Source organism: Roseateles koreensis, from assembly GCF_028595305.1.
GTDB classification, from domain to species: Bacteria; Pseudomonadota; Gammaproteobacteria; order Burkholderiales; family Burkholderiaceae_C; genus Paucibacter_A; species Paucibacter_A koreensis.
Genome location: NZ_JAQQXS010000010.1, coordinates 1 through 17,367, shown reverse-complemented (window position 1 = coordinate 17,367; position 17,367 = coordinate 1). Strand labels below are relative to the sequence as shown.

The window sequence follows — 17,367 nt, the reverse complement described above, 5'->3', positions numbered from 1 at the left end:
CCGCCCCATGAAAAGCATCGTCATCTTGATCTCAGGCCGTGGCTCGAATATGGAGGCTATCGTGCGTGCGTGCGCCGCGGAGGAGTGGCCCGCCCGCATTGCTGCGGTGATCAGCAACCGGCCGGATGCTGCTGGCCTGGAATTTGCTGCACAGCATGGCATCGCAACAGCGGTGGTCGACCACAAGGTTTTTTCGGGGGAACGCCGGCGTGAAGAATTCGACGCGGCGCTACGGGGCGTGATCGACGGTTTTGCACCCGATCTGGTGGTGCTGGCCGGCTTCATGCGGATTCTCACCCCGGCATTCACCGCGCATTACGTTGGGCGCATGCTCAATATTCACCCCTCTTTGTTGCCGGCGTTCACAGGGCTGCATACCCATGCCCGCGCCCTGGAGATGGGCTGCAAATTCGTTGGCGCCACGGTGCACTTTGTCACGGCAGAGCTGGATCATGGGGCCATCGTGGCTCAGGCCGTTGCCCCGGTGCTGGCCGATGATGATGAAGCGAGCGTGTCGGCTCGCGTGCTCAAGTTGGAGCACCAGATGTACCCCGCTGCCGTGCGCTGGTTTGTTGGAGGGCGGCTGGCTCAGGAGGGCGGCCGGGTGCGCCAACTTGACGGCGTCAGTCAGTCGTTCAGCTGATTTCGTCCGTGGGGGTGAATCGGGCGACGGTCTCCCCCGCAATTTCCAGGTTGCCAAAGAACATGGCGTGTGGGCGCGCCCACAGGCCGCTGTCGTTGTAGAGCGGGCGATAGATCACCAGCGGCTCCTGCGTTTCGCTGTGGCGCGCCACCCCAATGACTTCGTAGGTCCCGCCTTTGTAATGGCGATAGCGACCTAATCGGGTGGCGGGTAGGGGCGTCAAGTCGGTCCCACTGTTTTCAGTGTTTGTGATCATGGTGTGATGTTTGTTTGACGGGGCCTGGAGGGCCTGGGGTTGGGGGGTGGTGCGCATCTTCGCATCGTGCAACGTTGGCTGAGCAACAGACCTTGCGCGACCTCGCCGGGGTGCCGTGCGGGGCGCAAACCTTGCTTCATCGCTCAGTGTTGGCGGAAAAGGGCGGGCTGCTGGGATAATCGCCCGCTATGCACCCAAATGCCCTCCTTGAAATGAGCTGCGAGCTGTTGCGCGCAGTGCTCAAACTCGACGCACCCGCCGATAGCGTGGTGTCCGCTTTCTTCCGCCAGCACAAAGGGCTGGGCCAACGCGAACGTCATGCGTTGGCTGAAACAACCTATGCCGTTTTGCGGCGCCGCCCCTTGTGGCAGCATCTGGCTCAGTCCGGTCGTGGGCCCACCGAACGTCGCCTTGCGATTTTGGCCTGGCAAGGCAACGACACCTTCTTGCGCGGCGCCTTGACCCCGCAGGAGCAGGAATGGTTGGCCCAGGTCCAGGCACTTGATCAGTCCGGGCTTCCTCCCAAGCTGCGCCACAACCTGCCAGATTGGTTGGCTGCCCCTTTGCTTGAACGCTTGGGTGAGGATCAGTTCTGGGCACTGGCGGCGGCGATGAATGAACCTGCGCCGCTTGATTTGCGTGTCAATTCGCTGAAAAACAAACGCGAAGAAGCGCTTGCCGTTTTGGCTACGGCCAATATTTCCGCAGAAGCGACGCCGTATTCGCCGCTGGGGATTCGCATCCCCGGCAAGCCGGCGTTGAATAAGTTGGAGCTGTTCACGGGCGGCGGTGTCGAGGTGCAAGACGAAGGCAGCCAACTGCTCGCCTTGATGCTGGATGCCAAGCGCAGCGAAATGGTGGTCGACTTTTGCGCCGGCGCCGGCGGCAAGACGCTGGCTCTGGGTGACTCCATGCGCAACACGGGGCGCTTGTATGCCTTTGATGTTTCCGGGCACCGTCTAGCGGCCTTGAAGCCTCGCTTGGCTCGGAGTGGCTTGTCCAATGTGTATCCGACTCAAATTGCCCACGAGCGGGATGAGCGCATCAAACGGCTGACCGGCAAGATCGACCGTGTGTTGGTCGATGCCCCGTGTTCAGGGCTCGGAACCTTGCGCCGCAACCCTGACCTGAAATGGCGCCAGTCGCCTCAGGCTATTGCCGAATTGCAGGTCAAACAAGCCGCGATCCTGGCCAGCGCCGCACGTATGCTGAAGCCGGGCGGTCGCTTGGTTTATGCCACCTGCAGTTTGCTGAATGCCGAAAACGAAGAGATCGCCCAGCAGTTTGAAGCGGCACATCCGCAGTTTGCCAAGCTGGACGCCGCGGAGGTGCTGGCCAAGGCCCATGTGGCCCGGGCGGACGAATTGGTTGAGAACGGCTACCTGCGACTCTGGCCGCACCGCCATCACACCGATGGTTTTTTTGCTGCGGTCTGGGAAAAGCGCTGAGTTCAGTTTGAAGAACTTTTGCGGTCAGATCGCCGCAAGACCTTGAAAAATAGCTGCAGATCCAGACTTTGGTCATTAATCGGCCGTATTGCTGCGGAATAGGCTGGGTGAATTAGACCGACTCGCCTACAATCGACAGCTGATTTTTCCAAACTCGGACTTCGTGGCTGTTTTGGAAAATTGATCCTACCCACGAAGGGAACGCCGGCTGACCTGAGGTGCCGGGCACAAGTTGAAGGACCGAATGAACTTCTTGACGACGATACATGACGGCCTGGTGGCCTGGCTCAGCAACGGTTTGCTGGACGCCAGCGCTTGGCAAATCGTGATCTACACGCTGATCGTGACACATTTCACGATTTTGGGTGTGACGATCTTCCTGCACCGTGCACAGGCGCACCGTGCCCTCGACCTGGGCCCGATCCCGTCGCACTTCTTCCGCTTCTGGTTGTGGCTGACCACGGGCATGGTGACCAAGGAGTTCGTGGCCGTGCACCGCAAGCACCACGCCAAGTGCGAAACCGAAGAAGACCCCCACAGCCCGCAAACTCGCGGTCTGAAGGCTTTGTTGCTGACCGGGGTCGAGTTGTACCGGGCGGAGGCCAAGAACCCCGAAACAAGCGCCAAATACGGGACCGGCACGCCGAACGATTGGATTGAGCGCAATCTCTACACCCGCTACTCATGGCAGGGTGTGGGCGTGATGCTGGCGATCAATTTGGCCTTGTTTGGTGCCATTGGTGCAACCATTTGGGCGATCCAGATGGCCTGGATTCCGGTGTGGGCTACAGGCGTGATCAATGGCATTGGCCACTACTGGGGCTACCGCAATTTCGAAGCACCCGATGCGTCGACCAATGTGTCTCCCTGGGGCATCTTGATCGGTGGCGAAGAGTTGCACAACAACCACCACACGTATCCGACTTCGGCCAAGTTTTCGGTCAAGCCGTTTGAGTTTGATATCGGTTGGGGCTATATCCGCGCTTTCGAGATGCTGGGCTGGGCCAAGGTTCGTAAAACGGCACCCAAGTTGCTGACGGGCTCGATCAAGCCTGCTGACAAGCAGACGCTGGAGGCCATCATCGCCAACCGCTACGAGGTTATGGCCAGCTATCGTCGTGGCCTGAAAGCTGCCTGTGCTGCCGAGCTTGAAAAGCTGAAGGCGCAAGGCCAGCAGCACAGCGCGCAATGGGCGCAATTCAAGATGGCCAAACGTTGGTTGCCGCGGGATGCTGACTTCATCCCCAGCGACGTTCTGCCGCAAATTGCCGACGCACGTGCAGCCAGCCCGGTGCTGGATAAATTGGTGACCATGCGTGAAGAGTTGCGCCAGTTGTGGACACGTACTAACGTCTCTGCCGAGCAATTGGTGAGCGACCTGCAAGCTTGGTGCCGCCGCGCCGAGGAAAGCGGTATTGCCGAATTGCGCGCCTTTTCCATGTCGCTGCGCACGGCTCGTATTGCCGCCTGAAGCTCTGTTTGACGCTGGGATTTCTGCTGAATAAGCGAGCCCGGCCTGGCAATAAAATCAAACAAAGATTGAACGTAAAGATCGAGCGACAAGGGCACCCTGCGGGGTGCCTTTTTTTCGTTTGCAATCTAGACTTCAAGCTGTTGATCGTAAAAAACAGGAGTTCATTGTGAGAATGAAAACAAGGTTCTTGATCGCGTCCATGCTGGCCTTGTGTGGGGCATTTCCTGTGTGCGCGGCTGTGGAGGTGCGTTTCGTATCGCCTGAGAAGTTTTCAGACATCAATTTTTCAGCGGGCGATCGCGAGCAGGCATTGCGGGGCTTGCAATCCATTATTCGTGAATTGGGTGAGCACCATTTGCCTGGGTACGACTTGGTGATTGATGTGAACAATGTCGATCTGGCGGGTGAAGTGCGACCCGTGGGGCGCAATATGGACATGGTGCGCGTGATGAGTAATGTGACGAGCCCAGCCATCGACTTGAGCTATGTCTTGAGCGCTGGCGGCAAAGTGCTGCGTTCGGGTCAGGCCAACCTTCGGGATATGAATTACATGGACGGCATCGGTCGCATCGATTCGAGTGAATCACTCCGCTATGAGAAGAAGATGCTGGACGATTGGTTTGCCCGTGAATTCAAGTCGGAGATTTCTGAAGTCAAGGCGCACTCACAAGATTCTGCGCAAAGCGATAAGCTGACCGGTAAGTAAAAAGCGTCCAAAGAGCGGCCTGAGCCTGCGCACAGCGCGACAAGAATGGGCAGCAAAAAGCCCCGCCAGCTTGCGCTGCGGGGCTTTTTGTAGAGGCTTCTGCCGAAGCAGAGGCCGGAAATCGCTGAATTACTTCAGCTTGATTTCCTTGTACAGAACATGCTTACGAGCTTTGGGGTCGAATTTCATGAATTCGAGCTTGCCAGTCGTAGTCTTCTTGTTCTTGTCGGTGGTGTAGAAATGACCCGTACCTGCGGTCGATTCCAACTTGATTTTTTCGCGTGCGCCTTTGGCCATGATTGTGCTCCTTCAGTCTCGGTTCGTGATCAGAGCTCGCTTTACAGCTCGCCCTTTGCGCGCAGATCCGCGACGACTTGGTCGATGCCGACCTTGTCAATCAAACGCAGAGCAGCATTGCTGATACGCAGACGAATCCAACGGTTCTCCGTCTCCAAGAAGAAACGACGGTACTGCAGATTCGGCAGGAAGCGACGCTTCGTTTTGTTGTTGGCGTGGGAGACATTGTTTCCCACCATGGGCTTTTTGCCCGTGACTTGACAGACGCGTGCCATTGACACTACTCCGGTTTGATTTGATGACCAGCCGTTCGAGCTATTTCTTCTTTGTGGCGCGTTTTTGGCGCGATACGTTTGTATGCAAGAAGAAATCTCGACGGCCTCATGACCGCTTCATGCTCGCCAACCCGTCCCATTGACCCGCCTCAAAGAGAGGGGCTCAATGCTGTGAGTGCGGTCCATCCAGCGAGCAAGCCTGCGAGTATAGCCTGAATTTATGCTGCGGTCCAGCGCGTAGACGCCGATGCGCCTAGCACGCCCCGGAGCCCGTTCAGCACAGCCCGCAGTTGGCCTGGGGATTTGCGCGCTTCAGCCTTGTTCTTGCTCAAGAAAGCGCTGGGCGTCCAGTGCGGCCATGCAGCCGGTGCCTGCACTGGTGATGGCTTGGCGGTACACATGATCTTGTACGTCGCCTGCCGCAAAAATACCGGGGACGCTGGTCATGGTGGCCATGCCGGCCAGGCCGCTGCGGGTCACAATGTAGCCGTCTTTCATCTCCAACTGACCTTTGAAGATATCGGTGTTGGGCTGGTGCCCGATGGCAATGAAGCAGCCTTGCAGCGCCAAGTCCTTGCTGCTGCCGTCCTCGGTGCTTTTGATGCGAACGCCGGTGACGCCACTTGAATCGCCCAAGACTTCATCCAGGGTGTTCCACAGGTGCAGCACTACATTGCCAGATTTGGCTTTCTCGGTCAGCTTGTCAATCAGGATGGGTTCAGCGCGGAACTTGTCCCGGCGGTGAATCACATGCACCTTGCTGGCAATGTTGGAGAGGTACAGCGCCTCTTCGACGGCCGTGTTGCCGCCACCGACCACGCAGACCTCTTGACCGCGATAGAAAAAGCCATCGCACGTGGCGCAGCCGCTCACGCCGCGGCCCATGAAGGATTCTTCAGAAGGCAGGCCCAGATATTTGGCGGAAGCGCCTGTGGCGATGATCAATGCGTCGCAGGTGTAGGTGGCGCTGTCGCCGGTAAGCGTGAAAGGCCGCTTGGAAAAATCGACGGTATGAATGTGGTCGAAGATGATTTGCGCCTGGAAGCGTTCAGCGTGCGCTTGAAAGCGCTGCATCAATTCGGGCCCCTGAATGCCCATCACGTCGGCCGGCCAGTTGTCCACTTCGGTGGTCGTCATGAGTTGCCCGCCTTGTGCCATGCCGGTGAGCAAAGTAGGCTTCAGGTTTGCGCGCGCCGCGTAAATCGCTGCGGTATAGCCGGCTGGGCCGGAACCCAGGATCAATAGTGAGTGGTGTTGGGTGCTTGAGCTCATGAGATCACTATGGGGTTGTTTCCTGCAGACACAAGTCAAGGACGCCGAAGGATTCGGGTGTTTTTCGACATGTGATTGCAAGAAGGTATTGGCACAATCGCTGGGTATATTCTAGGTATGCTTCCCGCACTGGCGCTGACGCCGGTGTCAAACCAATATTCGAAGGAGGTTGTTTATGGCCATGTTGTCCAATCTGGACCTGATCCGCAGAGTTCCCTTGTTTTCGCTGCTCACTACCGATCAGGCTCAGTCGATTGCTGACAGCGTGGTCAAGCGGCGCTTCAAGCGGGGCGAATTGATTGTCGAGCAGGGGACTAAATCGAACGCGTTGTTCATTTTGTTGAATGGCCGCGCTCGTGTTTTGACTGCCGACACGCGGGGCCGGGAGGTCATTTTGGCTGTACTGCAACCGGGTGACTACGTGGGCGAGATGAGCTTGATCGACCATGAGCCGCACTCCGCCACCGTGCGTGCCGAAGTGCAGACCGACATGCTGGTGCTGGGGCGCCTGGAGTTTGCGCGTTGCCTGCCAGACACCAGTAGCTTGTCTTACGCCATCTTGCGCGGCTTGGTCGCGCGCCTGCGCAATGCCGACCGCCAGATTGAGTCGCTGGCCTTGCTGGACGTGTACGGCCGCGTGGCTCGTACCTTGCTGGATATGTCTGAAGAAGAGAAGGGGCTAAAGATCATCCGCGGCAAGGTGTCCCGCCAGGACATGGCCAAGGTGGTCGGCGCCTCTCGTGAAATGGTGAGCCGGGTAATGAAGGACCTGGAGGAGCGCGGCGTGATTGAGACCTTGGAAAATGGCTCCGTGGTGATCAAGGAGCGTTTTCCTGATTGATGCGGGGCGCTTGGACATGTCTTGGGTCTGTGGGGCCTGAAACCTGCGCCACAATGGCGGTATGAGTTTTCCCCTGGGTTCCCTGTTGCGTGACGACGAGGTCGGCGCCAAAGACAAAAGTTATCAACGCCAAGGCAAAAAGGGCACTGCAACGCCTCTGGTGCGGCCCAGCCCTTTGCGCACGCCGGCTTGGTTGCTGGTGGGTGCCTTGCTTTGGTGTTTGATCGTGCTGGCAATGCTCAGCCACGATCCTGCCGATGCTGCTTTTTCCAGCTCGGGCACGCACGCTTTGTATGGCAACAGGGTGGGTGCGCTCGGTGCATGGCTGTCTGACATTTTGCTGTTTTGCTTCGGCTACTCCACCTGGTGGCTGCTGTTGGCGGGGCTGCGTGTGTGGCTGAGCGGTTTGGCGGGTCTTTTGCGGGCTGAAACACCCCACACCAACCAACCTGCGTTACGTAGCGCGGCCCTTTGGGCTGTAGGCTTGGTGCTGTTGATGTGCGCCAGTTGTGCGCTGGAATGGACGCGGCTTTATTCCTGGGAGGCACGCTTGCCCGGGCATGCAGGCGGGGTACTGGGTTATGTGCTCGGGCCTTGGAGCATGCGGGCACTGGGTTTTGCTGGCTCAGGTGTTGTGTGGATCGCGGCGTTGCTGGTGGGCTCCGGCTTGGCGCTTCGGTTTTCGTGGCTCCGCGTGGCGGAGTCTTTGGGCGAGCGCCTGGATGAGTTGCGCGAAAAGCGGCAAGAGCGCCGCGAGCAGGCTGAAGATCAACGCGTAGGCGAACAAGCCGCCCAGGAGCGCGAGTTGGTGGTGGAGGTCGAGCGGCAGGTGGTTGAAGAACATCATGTGCCGATCGTGATCGAGGCACCGGTGGTTGAAGTGCCCAAGTCCACCCGGGTTGCCAAAGAGCGGCAAAAAACCTTGTTTGTTGACGCCAGCGATACGAAATTGCCGCAGGTTGATCTGTTGGATACCGCGCCGGTGCGGGTCGAATCCGTGACGCCAGAGTCGCTTGAAATGACCTCGCGCATGATCGAGAAGAAACTGCGCGACTTTGGGGTCGAAGTACGCGTGGTGGCGGCTTCGCCCGGCCCGGTGATCACCCGCTATGAGATTGAGCCCGCAACGGGGGTGAAGGGTTCGCAGATCGTCGGCTTGGCCAAAGACCTGGCGCGCAGTTTGAGCCTGGTGTCGATTCGCGTGGTGGAGACCATTCCGGGCAAGAATTTCATGGCGCTTGAGTTGCCCAATGCACGGCGCCAGACCATTCGTTTGTCTGAAATTTTGGGCTCGCAGGTTTATGCTGACGCCTCGTCTCAGCTGACCATGGGCCTGGGCAAAGACATTGTGGGCCTGCCAGTGGTCGCCGACTTGGCGAAGATGCCGCATTGCCTGGTGGCCGGCACGACCGGCTCGGGTAAATCAGTGGGCATCAATGCCATGATCCTGAGCCTGCTCTACAAGGCGGAAGCGCGTGATGTTCGTCTGATCCTGATCGACCCCAAGATGCTTGAAATGAGCGTCTACGAAGGCATTCCCCATCTACTTGCGCCGGTGGTCACGGACATGAAGCAGGCCTCCAATGCGCTCAATTGGTGTGTCGGTGAGATGGAGCGGCGCTACAAGCTCATGAGCAAAATGGGCGTGCGCAATCTGGCAGGCTACAACAAGAAAATTGACGACGCGACCGAGCGTGGCGAACTTATCCCCAATCCGTTCAGCCTGACGCCGGAAGCGCCCGAGCCCTTGGAGCGTTTGCCCTTCATCGTCGTCGTGATCGACGAATTGGCCGACTTGATGATGGTGGTGGGCAAAAAAATTGAAGAGCTCATTGCGCGCTTGGCCCAGAAGGCCCGGGCTGCGGGCATTCACTTGATTCTGGCCACCCAACGCCCCAGCGTGGACGTGATCACGGGCCTCATCAAGGCCAATATCCCGACCCGCTTGTCGTTCCAGGTCAGCTCTAAAATCGACAGCCGCACCATTCTTGACCAGATGGGTGCTGAAGCCTTGTTGGGCATGGGCGATATGCTGTACATGCCTTCGGGCACTGGCCTGCCGATCCGTGTCCACGGTGCGTTTGTCAGTGACGACGAAGTGCATCGGGTGGTTCAGTACCTGAAGTCTCAGGGCGAGCCCAACTACATTGAAGGCATCCTCGAAGGCGGCGTCCTGGAGGGCGAGGGCGGCGAGGCGGGCGGTGGCGCTTCGGGTGACGGCGAGTCGGACCCCATGTACGACCAGGCCGTGGGCATCGTGCTTCAGCATCGGCGCGCCTCCATCTCGCTGGTTCAACGACACTTGCGAATTGGCTACAACCGTGCGGCGCGTCTGCTTGAGCAGATGGAGAAATCAGGGCTTGTCTCCAGCATGGGGACCAACGGCAACCGTGATCTGATCATTCCCAAGCGGGACGAATAAATCCGTGAAACATCGAATTAAATCTGCCGTCTTTGTACTCGGCTTGCTGGGCCTGGCTGCGCTGGCTCAGGCTGACGCTTTGGTAGCGTTGAAGGACTTTGTGCGTGACGTGAAAAGTGGCCGCACTGACTTCACCCAGACAGTGAGTTCGCCGGACGGTTTGCGTAAAAAAATCTCGTTCGGCACCTTCGAGTTTCAGCGCCCCAATCAGTTTCGGTTTGCGTACACCAAACCCTTTGAGCAACTGATCGTGGGCGACGGCCAGAAGGTCTGGATCTATGACCCCGATCTGAAACAGGCCAGTTCGCGGCGCATGAGCCAGGTCTTGGGTGCAACGCCGGCGGCGCTGTTGGCGGGGGCGAGCTTGGAGCGCGACTTCACGCTCAAGCCCTTGGCGCCTGAAGGGGGCTTGGAATGGGTGCTGGCCACGCCCCGGCAAGCTGATGGCAGTGTTCAATCCTTGAAGGTCGGATTCAAAGGTGCAAGCTTGGCGGCGCTGGAGGTGGTTGACGGATTTGGTCAGCGATCCCGGCTCGATTTTGCGGGCTTTGTGTCCAATCAAGCTATTGCGGCAGAACGTTTTCGCTTCGTGCCGCCAGCGGGCGCCGACTTGATCGAGCAGTAATTCAAGCCCCATTTCCAGCCCCAAGCCAATCCATGGATCTGTTCAGCTCTCAGCCCACGCCGCCCTTGGCAGAGGCGCTGCGTCCGCGCACGTTGGACGACGTGGTCGGGCAGTCGCACCTGCTCGGGCCTGGCAAGCCGCTGCGGCTTGCGTTCGAGTCGGGTAAGCCGCATTCCATGATTCTTTGGGGGCCGCCGGGCGTTGGAAAAACGACGCTGGCACGGCTCACCGCCAGTGCATTCAAGTGCGAGTTCATCGCCTTGTCCGCGGTGTTTTCGGGTGTCAAAGACATTCGTGCGGCGATGGAGCAGGCGCAGCAAAATCTCTCGATGGGCAAGCACACGCTCTTGTTCGTTGACGAAATTCACAGGTTCAATAAATCCCAGCAAGATGCTCTTCTTCCGTATGCGGAGAGTGGCCTTGTCACATTCATTGGCGCCACCACCGAGAACCCTTCTTTTGAAGTGAACTCAGCCTTGTTGTCCCGGGCTCAGGTCTATGTGCTGAAGTCGCTGACAGATGACGAACTGAAACTGCTGCTCGGTCGCGCCCAAGAAATTGCCCTTGGCCATCTTCAGTTTGACGATCTGGCAAGGGATACCATCATTGGCTATGCAGACGGGGACGCCAGAAGGTTCTTGAACCTGCTGGAGCAGGCGAGCACAGCAGCCAATGCTTCTGGCATCACGGCGATCACCGCTGACTTTTTGCAGAACGCCCTGACCCTGAACAGTCGGCGTTTTGATAAAGGCGGGGACAACTTCTATGACCAGATATCAGCCTTGCACAAGTCGGTACGCGGCTCCCATCCCGATGCGGCCCTTTACTGGTTGACTCGCATGTTGGACGGTGGTGCCGATGCTCGCTATCTGGCGCGGCGCATTGTTCGCATGGCTTGGGAAGACATCGGCTTGGCCGATCCACGGGCCATGCAGATCGCCAACGACGCTGCCTTGACCTATGAACGGCTGGGCAGTCCTGAAGGTGAGTTGGCCTTGGGGCAGGCTGTCATCTATCTGGCTGTAGCAGCCAAAAGCAACGCGGGCTACAACGCCTACAACGCTGCTCGTGCCTTCGTGAAGCAGGACAAGAGCCGGGAGGTTCCTGTACATCTTCGCAATGCGCCAACAAAGCTCATGAAGGAGCTGGGTTACGGGCATGCGTACCGATATGCTCATGACGAACCCAATGCCTATGCTGCGGGTGAAACCTATCTTCCTGACGGCATAGAAGAACCAGGGTGGTATCGACCCGTGCCGCGCGGGTTGGAGCTCAAGATTTCCGAAAAAATGGCTTTCTTGAAAAAACTGGACGAAGAGGCAGGTTAGTTTTCACCGCCTCGCAACTCAGTACCTTGAGTCTCTGTGGGCGGCGCCACCCGTTGCGGCCGGTGTGCGTTGCGGTGAACTTCTTATCGTCCCGCGACCTGCTGCTTTGGCTTCGTAGCAGGCTAGATCGGCCTCTGCCAGCCACGCGCTCAAGGTTTGCAGGTCGGGGTATAGGTTGGCCACACCCAAACTGGCGCCGACGCTGAAGTGCTGCTGCTCCCGCTCAATGGATACGCCTGAGATAGCGGCCAAGATGTTTCTGGCAATTCGCAGGGCGGCAGTGGCATCGCAGTGGTTGAGCAGCACCGCGAATTCATCGCCACCCCATCGCGCAACCAAATCGCTGGCACGAACAGCGGTATGGATCGCGTGCGCCACGGCGATCAACATGGCATCCCCGGCGGCATGACCACCCAAGTCGTTAACGGGTTTGAAATGGTCCAAGTCGATGTAGATGATGGCGGCATCATGACGACCGGACAGTGGGTGCACAAGCGCTGCGGCTTCTTGTTCGAACGTTCGCCGATTGGCGAGTTTGGTCAGTGAGTCATGGCCTGCTGACCACTCCAACGCCTGATGCTTTTTGCGTTGATCGCTGATGTCGGTGACGGTCCAGATCGTACCAGCGGCCGCATTGTTCGCGTCAACCGGGCTGGCGCGCATTTGCGCCCAAAACGTACTGCCCTTGTCAGAGCTGTCACGAGTGCCCCGCCGCAGTTCCCAGTCACCGACATAGCTTTGCCCGGCCCTGAAAGCACTCAACGCCTGTTGTTCAATGCGGGCCTGATCATCGGGGTTGGCGTAAATGGACTGCGTGGAGGCGCTGAGCAACTCGGCTTCACTTTTCGAAAGAAGGCGGCACAACTCCTGGCTGACAAGCACAAATGTTCGGTGCCGCGTGAATGCAAAGCCCACGGGTGAGGCTGACAGAACGGATTCGAGCCGCTTCAGCAATTCGTCATGTTTTGCCTCCAATTGAAGGCGCTGCATGCCGACTTGTTTCAAAACTTCTTTCAACTCGCCAATCTCGCCCACCGCGTCAGGCCAACCTTCGGCAGCGGGGTAGCGTCTGTCAAACATGTGTTTTGCCCGCTGCTCCAACAGGCCGAGCGGGCGCAAAAGCCAGTACAGGAAAGTCAGGGTCAGCAGAGACATGATGGCGATCAGCACCAATGCCCGCACCAGGGCCTCACGTCTGGCGGCATGCAGCGGCGTTAGCAACTCGCTCTCCGGTCGAACGCGCCAAACCATCCAATCGGGACCAGGTACGCCCGCAGCGCTGACCAATTCATTTGCTTGCGGAAGTTGAATGCCCGACGGTTCCACGGGTTGGCCCGCGGCCAGCCACGCGGCAAAGGCTTGTGCAAGCCGAGGCTCCTCGCTCAAAGACTTCAATAGGCGCGATTGATTGGGATGCGCAATTACGATTCCGAACTTGTCAGTGACCACGCGCAAAGTATTGTCGTCACTGTCTTGTTGATCGACAACATTGGCCAGCAAATCACGCCGAGTCAAACTGAGGCCGCCGCCAAGTACGCCGTAAACCCCTTGTGCATTGCGAAGCGGCTGGGTGAGGACGATGACGGGTTCCCCGGTCAAGCGTCCCGAAATGGGCGGGGAAAACAGTGGGCGCGCTTCATGGATCGTGGCTTGAAAATACTCTCTGTCACCTAAGAATGCGGTGGGTCTGCGCGTTCCTTTTGTGTCGGTGATGATCAACACTTGGCCATCAGAACGTGCAATGAATACGCTCGAGAACAGGCTGCGCAAAAGCGTCTTGGTTTCGATGAACTGTCGAAGTTCATTGAAGTTCCACAAGGTATCGATGGTGATTTGCGGCTCCGCAAGGCTCAGTGCCTGCTGCAGGTCGACCATGGCGCGTGACAGCAGCATCGCGGTGCGTACGGCTTCAGTCAGCTCTCGGTTGCGAAGATCTTTCAGTGCATCGTGTTCAACCCGATTCATCAGCAGCAAAGTGATTGAACCGACTCCTGCAAACAGCAGCGCAATCATGCTGACCGTGGCCCTCGCTTTGAGCGAGACAAATGAGCGAGTGATGCGGCGCCATGCCATTGTCAGTGTCCTGTGCTCGACAGGGTACGCGCCACCTTAACGGTGCACTTAAAGAGTGACTGCGATGTCATGTTGGATTGGGTCAAAAAGCCGCAGGAAAGCAGGTCGTAACAGGCGCTTTGGGCGGGACGGTTTTGGCACGCATGATGCCGCGCTGTTGAGGCGTTATCTTGCCAGTGAATCGAGGCGGCGGCGAGATCATTGCCCTGTTTTGTGCTTTCTGTGTACGGGTATTTACTATCGAATTCGACGCTGAGTGCCCTCCTACAATTCCGGCGAGCCTGCAGGATTTGATGGCCAACAAGGCCCGCCGACTTTGCGGCGGGTTTTTTTTTGCTCATCGCTAGATGACTGGGCATGAGGCCAGGTGCCCATGCCAAACCGGAGAAGCTTCATGGAAACGTTTTTCCAGCAAATGATCAATGGTCTGGTGCTTGGCAGCATGTACGCGCTGGTGGCGCTGGGGTACACGATGGTGTACGGGATCATCAACCTGATCAATTTCGCGCATGGCGAGATCTTGATGGTGGGAGGGCTGGTGAGCTGGAGCGTGGTGAGTGCCTTGGCGGGGTCGGGGTTGCCGGGGTGGGTGCTGATGCTGATCGCGCTGGTGTGCGCGGTGGTGGTGTGCGTGGTGCTGAACTTCGTGGTGGAGAAGGTGGCATACCGGCCGCTGCGCAATGCGCCGCGACTGGCGCCGCTGATCACGGCGATGGGCATGTCGTTGCTGCTGCAGACGCTGGCCATGATCATCTGGAAGCCCAGCCCCAAGCCGTTTCCGCTGCTGTTGCCGACGACGCCGATTGATTTGGGCGGGCCGGTGATTTCGGTGACCCAGTGCGTGATCCTGGGCTTGACCGTGGTGATCCTGGCGGCGCTGATGTGGCTGGTCAATCACACCAAGCTGGGCCGGGCGATGCGCGCCACCGCTGAGAACCCGCGGGTGGCGGGCTTGATGGGCGTCAAGCCCGACTTCATCATCTCCACCACTTTTGTGATCGGCGCGGCGCTGGCCGCAGTGGCCGGCCTGATGTGGGCGGCCAACTACGGCACCGTGCAACACACCATGGGCTTCATGCCCGGCCTCAAAGCCTTCACCGCGGCTGTGCTGGGCGGTATTGGCAACCTGGCGGGCGCCATGGTGGGCGGGGTGTTGCTGGGTCTGATCGAAGCCATCGGCGCGGGCTACCTGGGAGACCTCACCGGGGGCGTGCTGGGCAGCCAATATGCCGACATCTTTGCCTTTTTGGCCCTGATCCTGGTGCTGACCCTGCGACCCTCGGGCCTGCTGGGCGAGCGCGTGGCCGATCGTGCCTGAATGACCGTGCCTGAAGGAGAACACCTCATGCAATCACAAAAGAACAAACTCTTCGTCTTCGTGCTGGCTGCCCTGGGGCTGCTGGTGCTGCCCTTGCTGGGCCAGCAACTGGGCAACGGCCCGGTGCGCATCATCGACTTGGCGCTGCTCTACGTCATGCTCGCGCTGGGGCTGAACATTGTGGTGGGCTACGCCGGTCTGCTCGACCTGGGCTACGTGGCCTTCTACGCGGTGGGCGCCTACATGTTCGCGCTGCTGTCCAGCCCGCACCTGAGCGAGAACTTCGAGGCCATCCAGGCCGCCTTCCCCGCAGGGCTGCACACCCCGCTGTGGCTGGTCGTGCTGCTGGGGGCCGGCGTGGCCGCACTCTTTGGGGTGCTGCTGGGCGCGCCCACCCTCAAGCTGCGAGGTGACTACCTGGCCATCGTCACCCTGGGCTTCGGGGAGATCATTCGCGTCTTCTTGAACAACCTGGAATACCCCCTCAACATCACCAACGGCCCGCGCGGCATCGGGCAGATCGACGCCATCCACTTCTTTGGCATCGACCTGGGCAAAGGGCTGGATGTGTTCGGCTTCACCTTGCCCTCGGTGACCCTGTACTACTACCTCTTCCTGGCGTTGGTGGTGTTCAGCGTCATCATCTGCTACCGCTTGGAGAACTCCCGCATCGGGCGTGCGTGGATGGCCATCCGTGAAGACGAGATTGCCGCCAAGGCCATGGGCATCAACACCCGCAACCTCAAACTGCTGGCCTTCGGCATGGGCGCCACCTTCGGGGGCGTGTCGGGCTCCATGTTCGGCGCCTTCCAAGGCTTTGTGAGCCCGGAATCCTTCAGCCTGCAAGAGTCCGTGATGATCGTCGCCATGGTCGTGCTAGGCGGCATCGGGCACATCCCCGGCGTGATTCTGGGCGCCTTGCTGCTGTCGGCCCTGCCTGAAGTCTTGCGCTACGTCGCCGGCCCCCTGCAAGCCATGACCGGCGGGCGGCTGGACGCCGCCATCCTGCGCCAACTGCTGGTGGCGCTGGCCATGATCAGCATCATGCTGATCCGCCCGCGTGGGCTGTGGCCCTCGCCGGAGCATGGCAAGGCGGCGCCTAAACCGCAGCCGCAGCCGATGCCAACAACCAAAACGCAAACCGCGACCCACTGAGCGAGGCCCAGCCATGACTTCCACCGTTCTCCATGTCAGCGGCGTGTCCAAACGCTTCGGCGGCCTGCAAGCCCTGTCCGACGTTGGCATCCAGATCCAGCAAGGCCAGGTGTATGGTCTGATCGGCCCCAACGGCGCGGGCAAGACCACCTTCTTCAACGTCATCACCGGGCTGTACACGCCCGATGCGGGCTGCTTTGAGCTGGGCGGGGCGCCCTACACCCCGCAAGCCGTGCACCAAGTGGCCAAGGCCGGCATAGCGCGCACCTTCCAGAACATCCGGCTCTTCGCCGAAATGACCGCCCTGGAAAACGTCATGGTCGGCCGCCACGTGCGCAGCGCCTCGGGCCTGATCGGCGCCGTGCTGCGCACCCCCGGCTTCAAGGCCGAAGAAGCCGCCATCCGCCAGCGCGCGCAAGAACTGCTCGACTACGTGGGCATTGGCAAATACGCCGACTTCAAGGCCCGCACCCTGAGCTACGGGGACCAGCGCCGCCTTGAGATCGCGCGCGCCCTGGCCACCGACCCCAAACTCATCGCCCTGGACGAGCCTGCCGCCGGCATGAACGCCACCGAGAAAGTCGTGCTGCGCGAACTCATCGACCGCATCCGCAAAGACGGCCGCACCATCTTGCTGATCGAACACGACGTCAAACTCGTGATGGGCCTGTGCGACCGCGTCACCGTGCTCGACTACGGCAAGCAAATCGCCGAAGGCACGCCTTACGACGTGCAGCGCAACGACAAAGTCATCGAAGCCTATCTGGGCGCCGGGCACAAGAACCACTAAAGAGCAAGCGACCATGACCAGCAACGGCAAGAACAGCAGCAATAGCAGCAGCAGCAGCAGCAACAGCAACAGCAGCAACATCCTGCTCAAAGTCAGCGGACTCAAAGTGGCCTACGGCGGCATCCAGGCCGTCAAAGGCGTGAACTTTGAAGTGCGCCAGGGCGAACTCGTCAGCCTCATCGGGGCCAACGGAGCGGGCAAGACCACCACCCTCAAAGCCATCACCGGCCTGCAGCCCGTGGCCGAGGGCCAGATCGAATACCTGGGCCAAACCATCCAAGGCCAAGGCCCCTGGGACCTGGTCAAACAAGGCCTGGTGATGGTGCCCGAAGGGCGGGGCACCTTCACCCGCATGACCATCACCGAAAACCTGCAAATGGGCGCCTACATCCGCAACGACAAAGCACAGATTGCGGCCGACATCGACAAAGTCTTCACCATTTT

General features: G+C 59.3%; 17 protein-coding genes. 12 read left to right on the top strand and 5 right to left on the bottom strand.

All coding sequences use genetic code 11. The features are described from left to right. Positions 1-7 precede the first annotated feature (7 nt). Positions 8-643 carry a phosphoribosylglycinamide formyltransferase gene (gene purN, locus PRZ01_RS12120; protein WP_273597054.1) on the top strand — a complete coding sequence of 212 codons (636 nt, stop codon included), beginning with the start codon at positions 8-10 and terminating at the stop codon, positions 641-643. Here the strand turns inward: purN and PRZ01_RS12115 are convergent. Continuing rightward, the gene (locus PRZ01_RS12115; RefSeq protein ID WP_273597053.1) at positions 636-899 is read right to left on the bottom strand and encodes a DUF1653 domain-containing protein; all 264 of its coding nucleotides are present in this window, start codon (positions 897-899) and stop codon (positions 636-638) included. The genes purN and PRZ01_RS12115 overlap by 8 nt on opposite strands. A gap of 188 nt (positions 900-1,087) precedes the next feature. Here PRZ01_RS12115 and PRZ01_RS12110 point away from each other — a divergent pair, with 188 nt between their 5' ends. The 3 genes from PRZ01_RS12110 to PRZ01_RS12100 all read left to right on the top strand — a co-directional run bounded on the left by PRZ01_RS12110 (position 1,088) and on the right by PRZ01_RS12100 (position 4,527). After that, positions 1,088-2,347: an RsmB/NOP family class I SAM-dependent RNA methyltransferase gene (locus PRZ01_RS12110; protein ID WP_273597052.1), complete on the top strand. Its 1,260-nt coding sequence runs from the start codon at positions 1,088-1,090 to the stop codon at positions 2,345-2,347. 244 nt (positions 2,348-2,591) lie between these two features. Beyond that, positions 2,592-3,818: a DesA family fatty acid desaturase gene (locus PRZ01_RS12105; RefSeq protein ID WP_273597051.1), complete on the top strand. Its 1,227-nt coding sequence runs from the start codon at positions 2,592-2,594 to the stop codon at positions 3,816-3,818. A gap of 175 nt (positions 3,819-3,993) precedes the next feature. After that, a complete protein-coding gene (locus tag PRZ01_RS12100) occupies positions 3,994-4,527 on the top strand; it encodes a DUF3016 domain-containing protein (protein WP_273597050.1) in 534 nt (177 codons plus the stop codon). A gap of 129 nt (positions 4,528-4,656) precedes the next feature. On the opposite strand, the gene rpmG is transcribed toward PRZ01_RS12100, so the two are convergent. The 3 genes from rpmG to trxB all read right to left on the bottom strand — a co-directional run bounded on the left by rpmG (position 4,657) and on the right by trxB (position 6,371). Next, positions 4,657-4,824, bottom strand: a complete 168-nt coding sequence (rpmG, locus tag PRZ01_RS12095; RefSeq protein WP_058719936.1) for a 50S ribosomal protein L33 — start codon at positions 4,822-4,824, stop codon at positions 4,657-4,659. A 41-nt stretch (positions 4,825-4,865) separates the two neighbouring features. After that, positions 4,866-5,099 (bottom strand): 50S ribosomal protein L28, encoded by a 234-nt coding sequence (gene rpmB / locus PRZ01_RS12090; protein WP_263532262.1) that lies wholly within the window; start codon positions 5,097-5,099, stop codon positions 4,866-4,868. 312 nt (positions 5,100-5,411) lie between these two features. After that, entirely contained in the window at positions 5,412-6,371 is a 960-nt protein-coding gene (gene trxB, locus PRZ01_RS12085) for a thioredoxin-disulfide reductase (protein WP_273597049.1), read from the bottom strand. Positions 6,372-6,546: 175 nt separating this feature from the next. Here trxB and PRZ01_RS12080 point away from each other — a divergent pair, with 175 nt between their 5' ends. The 4 genes from PRZ01_RS12080 (at position 6,547) to PRZ01_RS12065 (ending at position 11,587) form a co-directional block, all read left to right on the top strand. Beyond that, the gene (locus PRZ01_RS12080) at positions 6,547-7,212 is read left to right on the top strand and encodes a Crp/Fnr family transcriptional regulator (protein WP_058719933.1); all 666 of its coding nucleotides are present in this window, start codon (positions 6,547-6,549) and stop codon (positions 7,210-7,212) included. A 61-nt stretch (positions 7,213-7,273) separates the two neighbouring features. Then, positions 7,274-9,634 (top strand): DNA translocase FtsK, encoded by a 2,361-nt coding sequence (locus tag PRZ01_RS12075; RefSeq protein ID WP_273597048.1) that lies wholly within the window; start codon positions 7,274-7,276, stop codon positions 9,632-9,634. 4 nt (positions 9,635-9,638) lie between these two features. Further along, positions 9,639-10,259 carry an outer membrane lipoprotein chaperone LolA gene (lolA, locus tag PRZ01_RS12070; RefSeq protein ID WP_273597047.1) on the top strand — a complete coding sequence of 207 codons (621 nt, stop codon included), beginning with the start codon at positions 9,639-9,641 and terminating at the stop codon, positions 10,257-10,259. Between the two features lie 32 nt (positions 10,260-10,291). Continuing rightward, the gene (locus PRZ01_RS12065; RefSeq protein WP_273597046.1) at positions 10,292-11,587 is read left to right on the top strand and encodes a replication-associated recombination protein A; all 1,296 of its coding nucleotides are present in this window, start codon (positions 10,292-10,294) and stop codon (positions 11,585-11,587) included. A gap of 18 nt (positions 11,588-11,605) precedes the next feature. Here PRZ01_RS12065 and PRZ01_RS12060 read toward each other — a convergent pair whose 3' ends face one another. Further along, a complete protein-coding gene (locus PRZ01_RS12060) occupies positions 11,606-13,660 on the bottom strand; it encodes a diguanylate cyclase (RefSeq protein ID WP_273597045.1) in 2,055 nt (684 codons plus the stop codon). Positions 13,661-14,054: 394 nt separating this feature from the next. On the opposite strand from PRZ01_RS12060, the gene PRZ01_RS12055 reads away from it, so the two are divergent. From PRZ01_RS12055 to PRZ01_RS12040, 4 genes are all read left to right on the top strand, one after another. Beyond that, a complete protein-coding gene (locus PRZ01_RS12055) occupies positions 14,055-14,978 on the top strand; it encodes a branched-chain amino acid ABC transporter permease (RefSeq protein WP_273597044.1) in 924 nt (307 codons plus the stop codon). A 27-nt stretch (positions 14,979-15,005) separates the two neighbouring features. Continuing rightward, the gene (locus tag PRZ01_RS12050; protein ID WP_273597043.1) at positions 15,006-16,133 is read left to right on the top strand and encodes a branched-chain amino acid ABC transporter permease; all 1,128 of its coding nucleotides are present in this window, start codon (positions 15,006-15,008) and stop codon (positions 16,131-16,133) included. 13 nt (positions 16,134-16,146) lie between these two features. Beyond that, a complete protein-coding gene (locus PRZ01_RS12045; protein ID WP_273597042.1) occupies positions 16,147-16,923 on the top strand; it encodes an ABC transporter ATP-binding protein in 777 nt (258 codons plus the stop codon). Between the two features lie 13 nt (positions 16,924-16,936). Beyond that, positions 16,937-17,367: ATP-binding cassette domain-containing protein (locus tag PRZ01_RS12040; RefSeq protein ID WP_273597041.1), on the top strand; the 431-nt coding region annotated here is incomplete at its 3' end.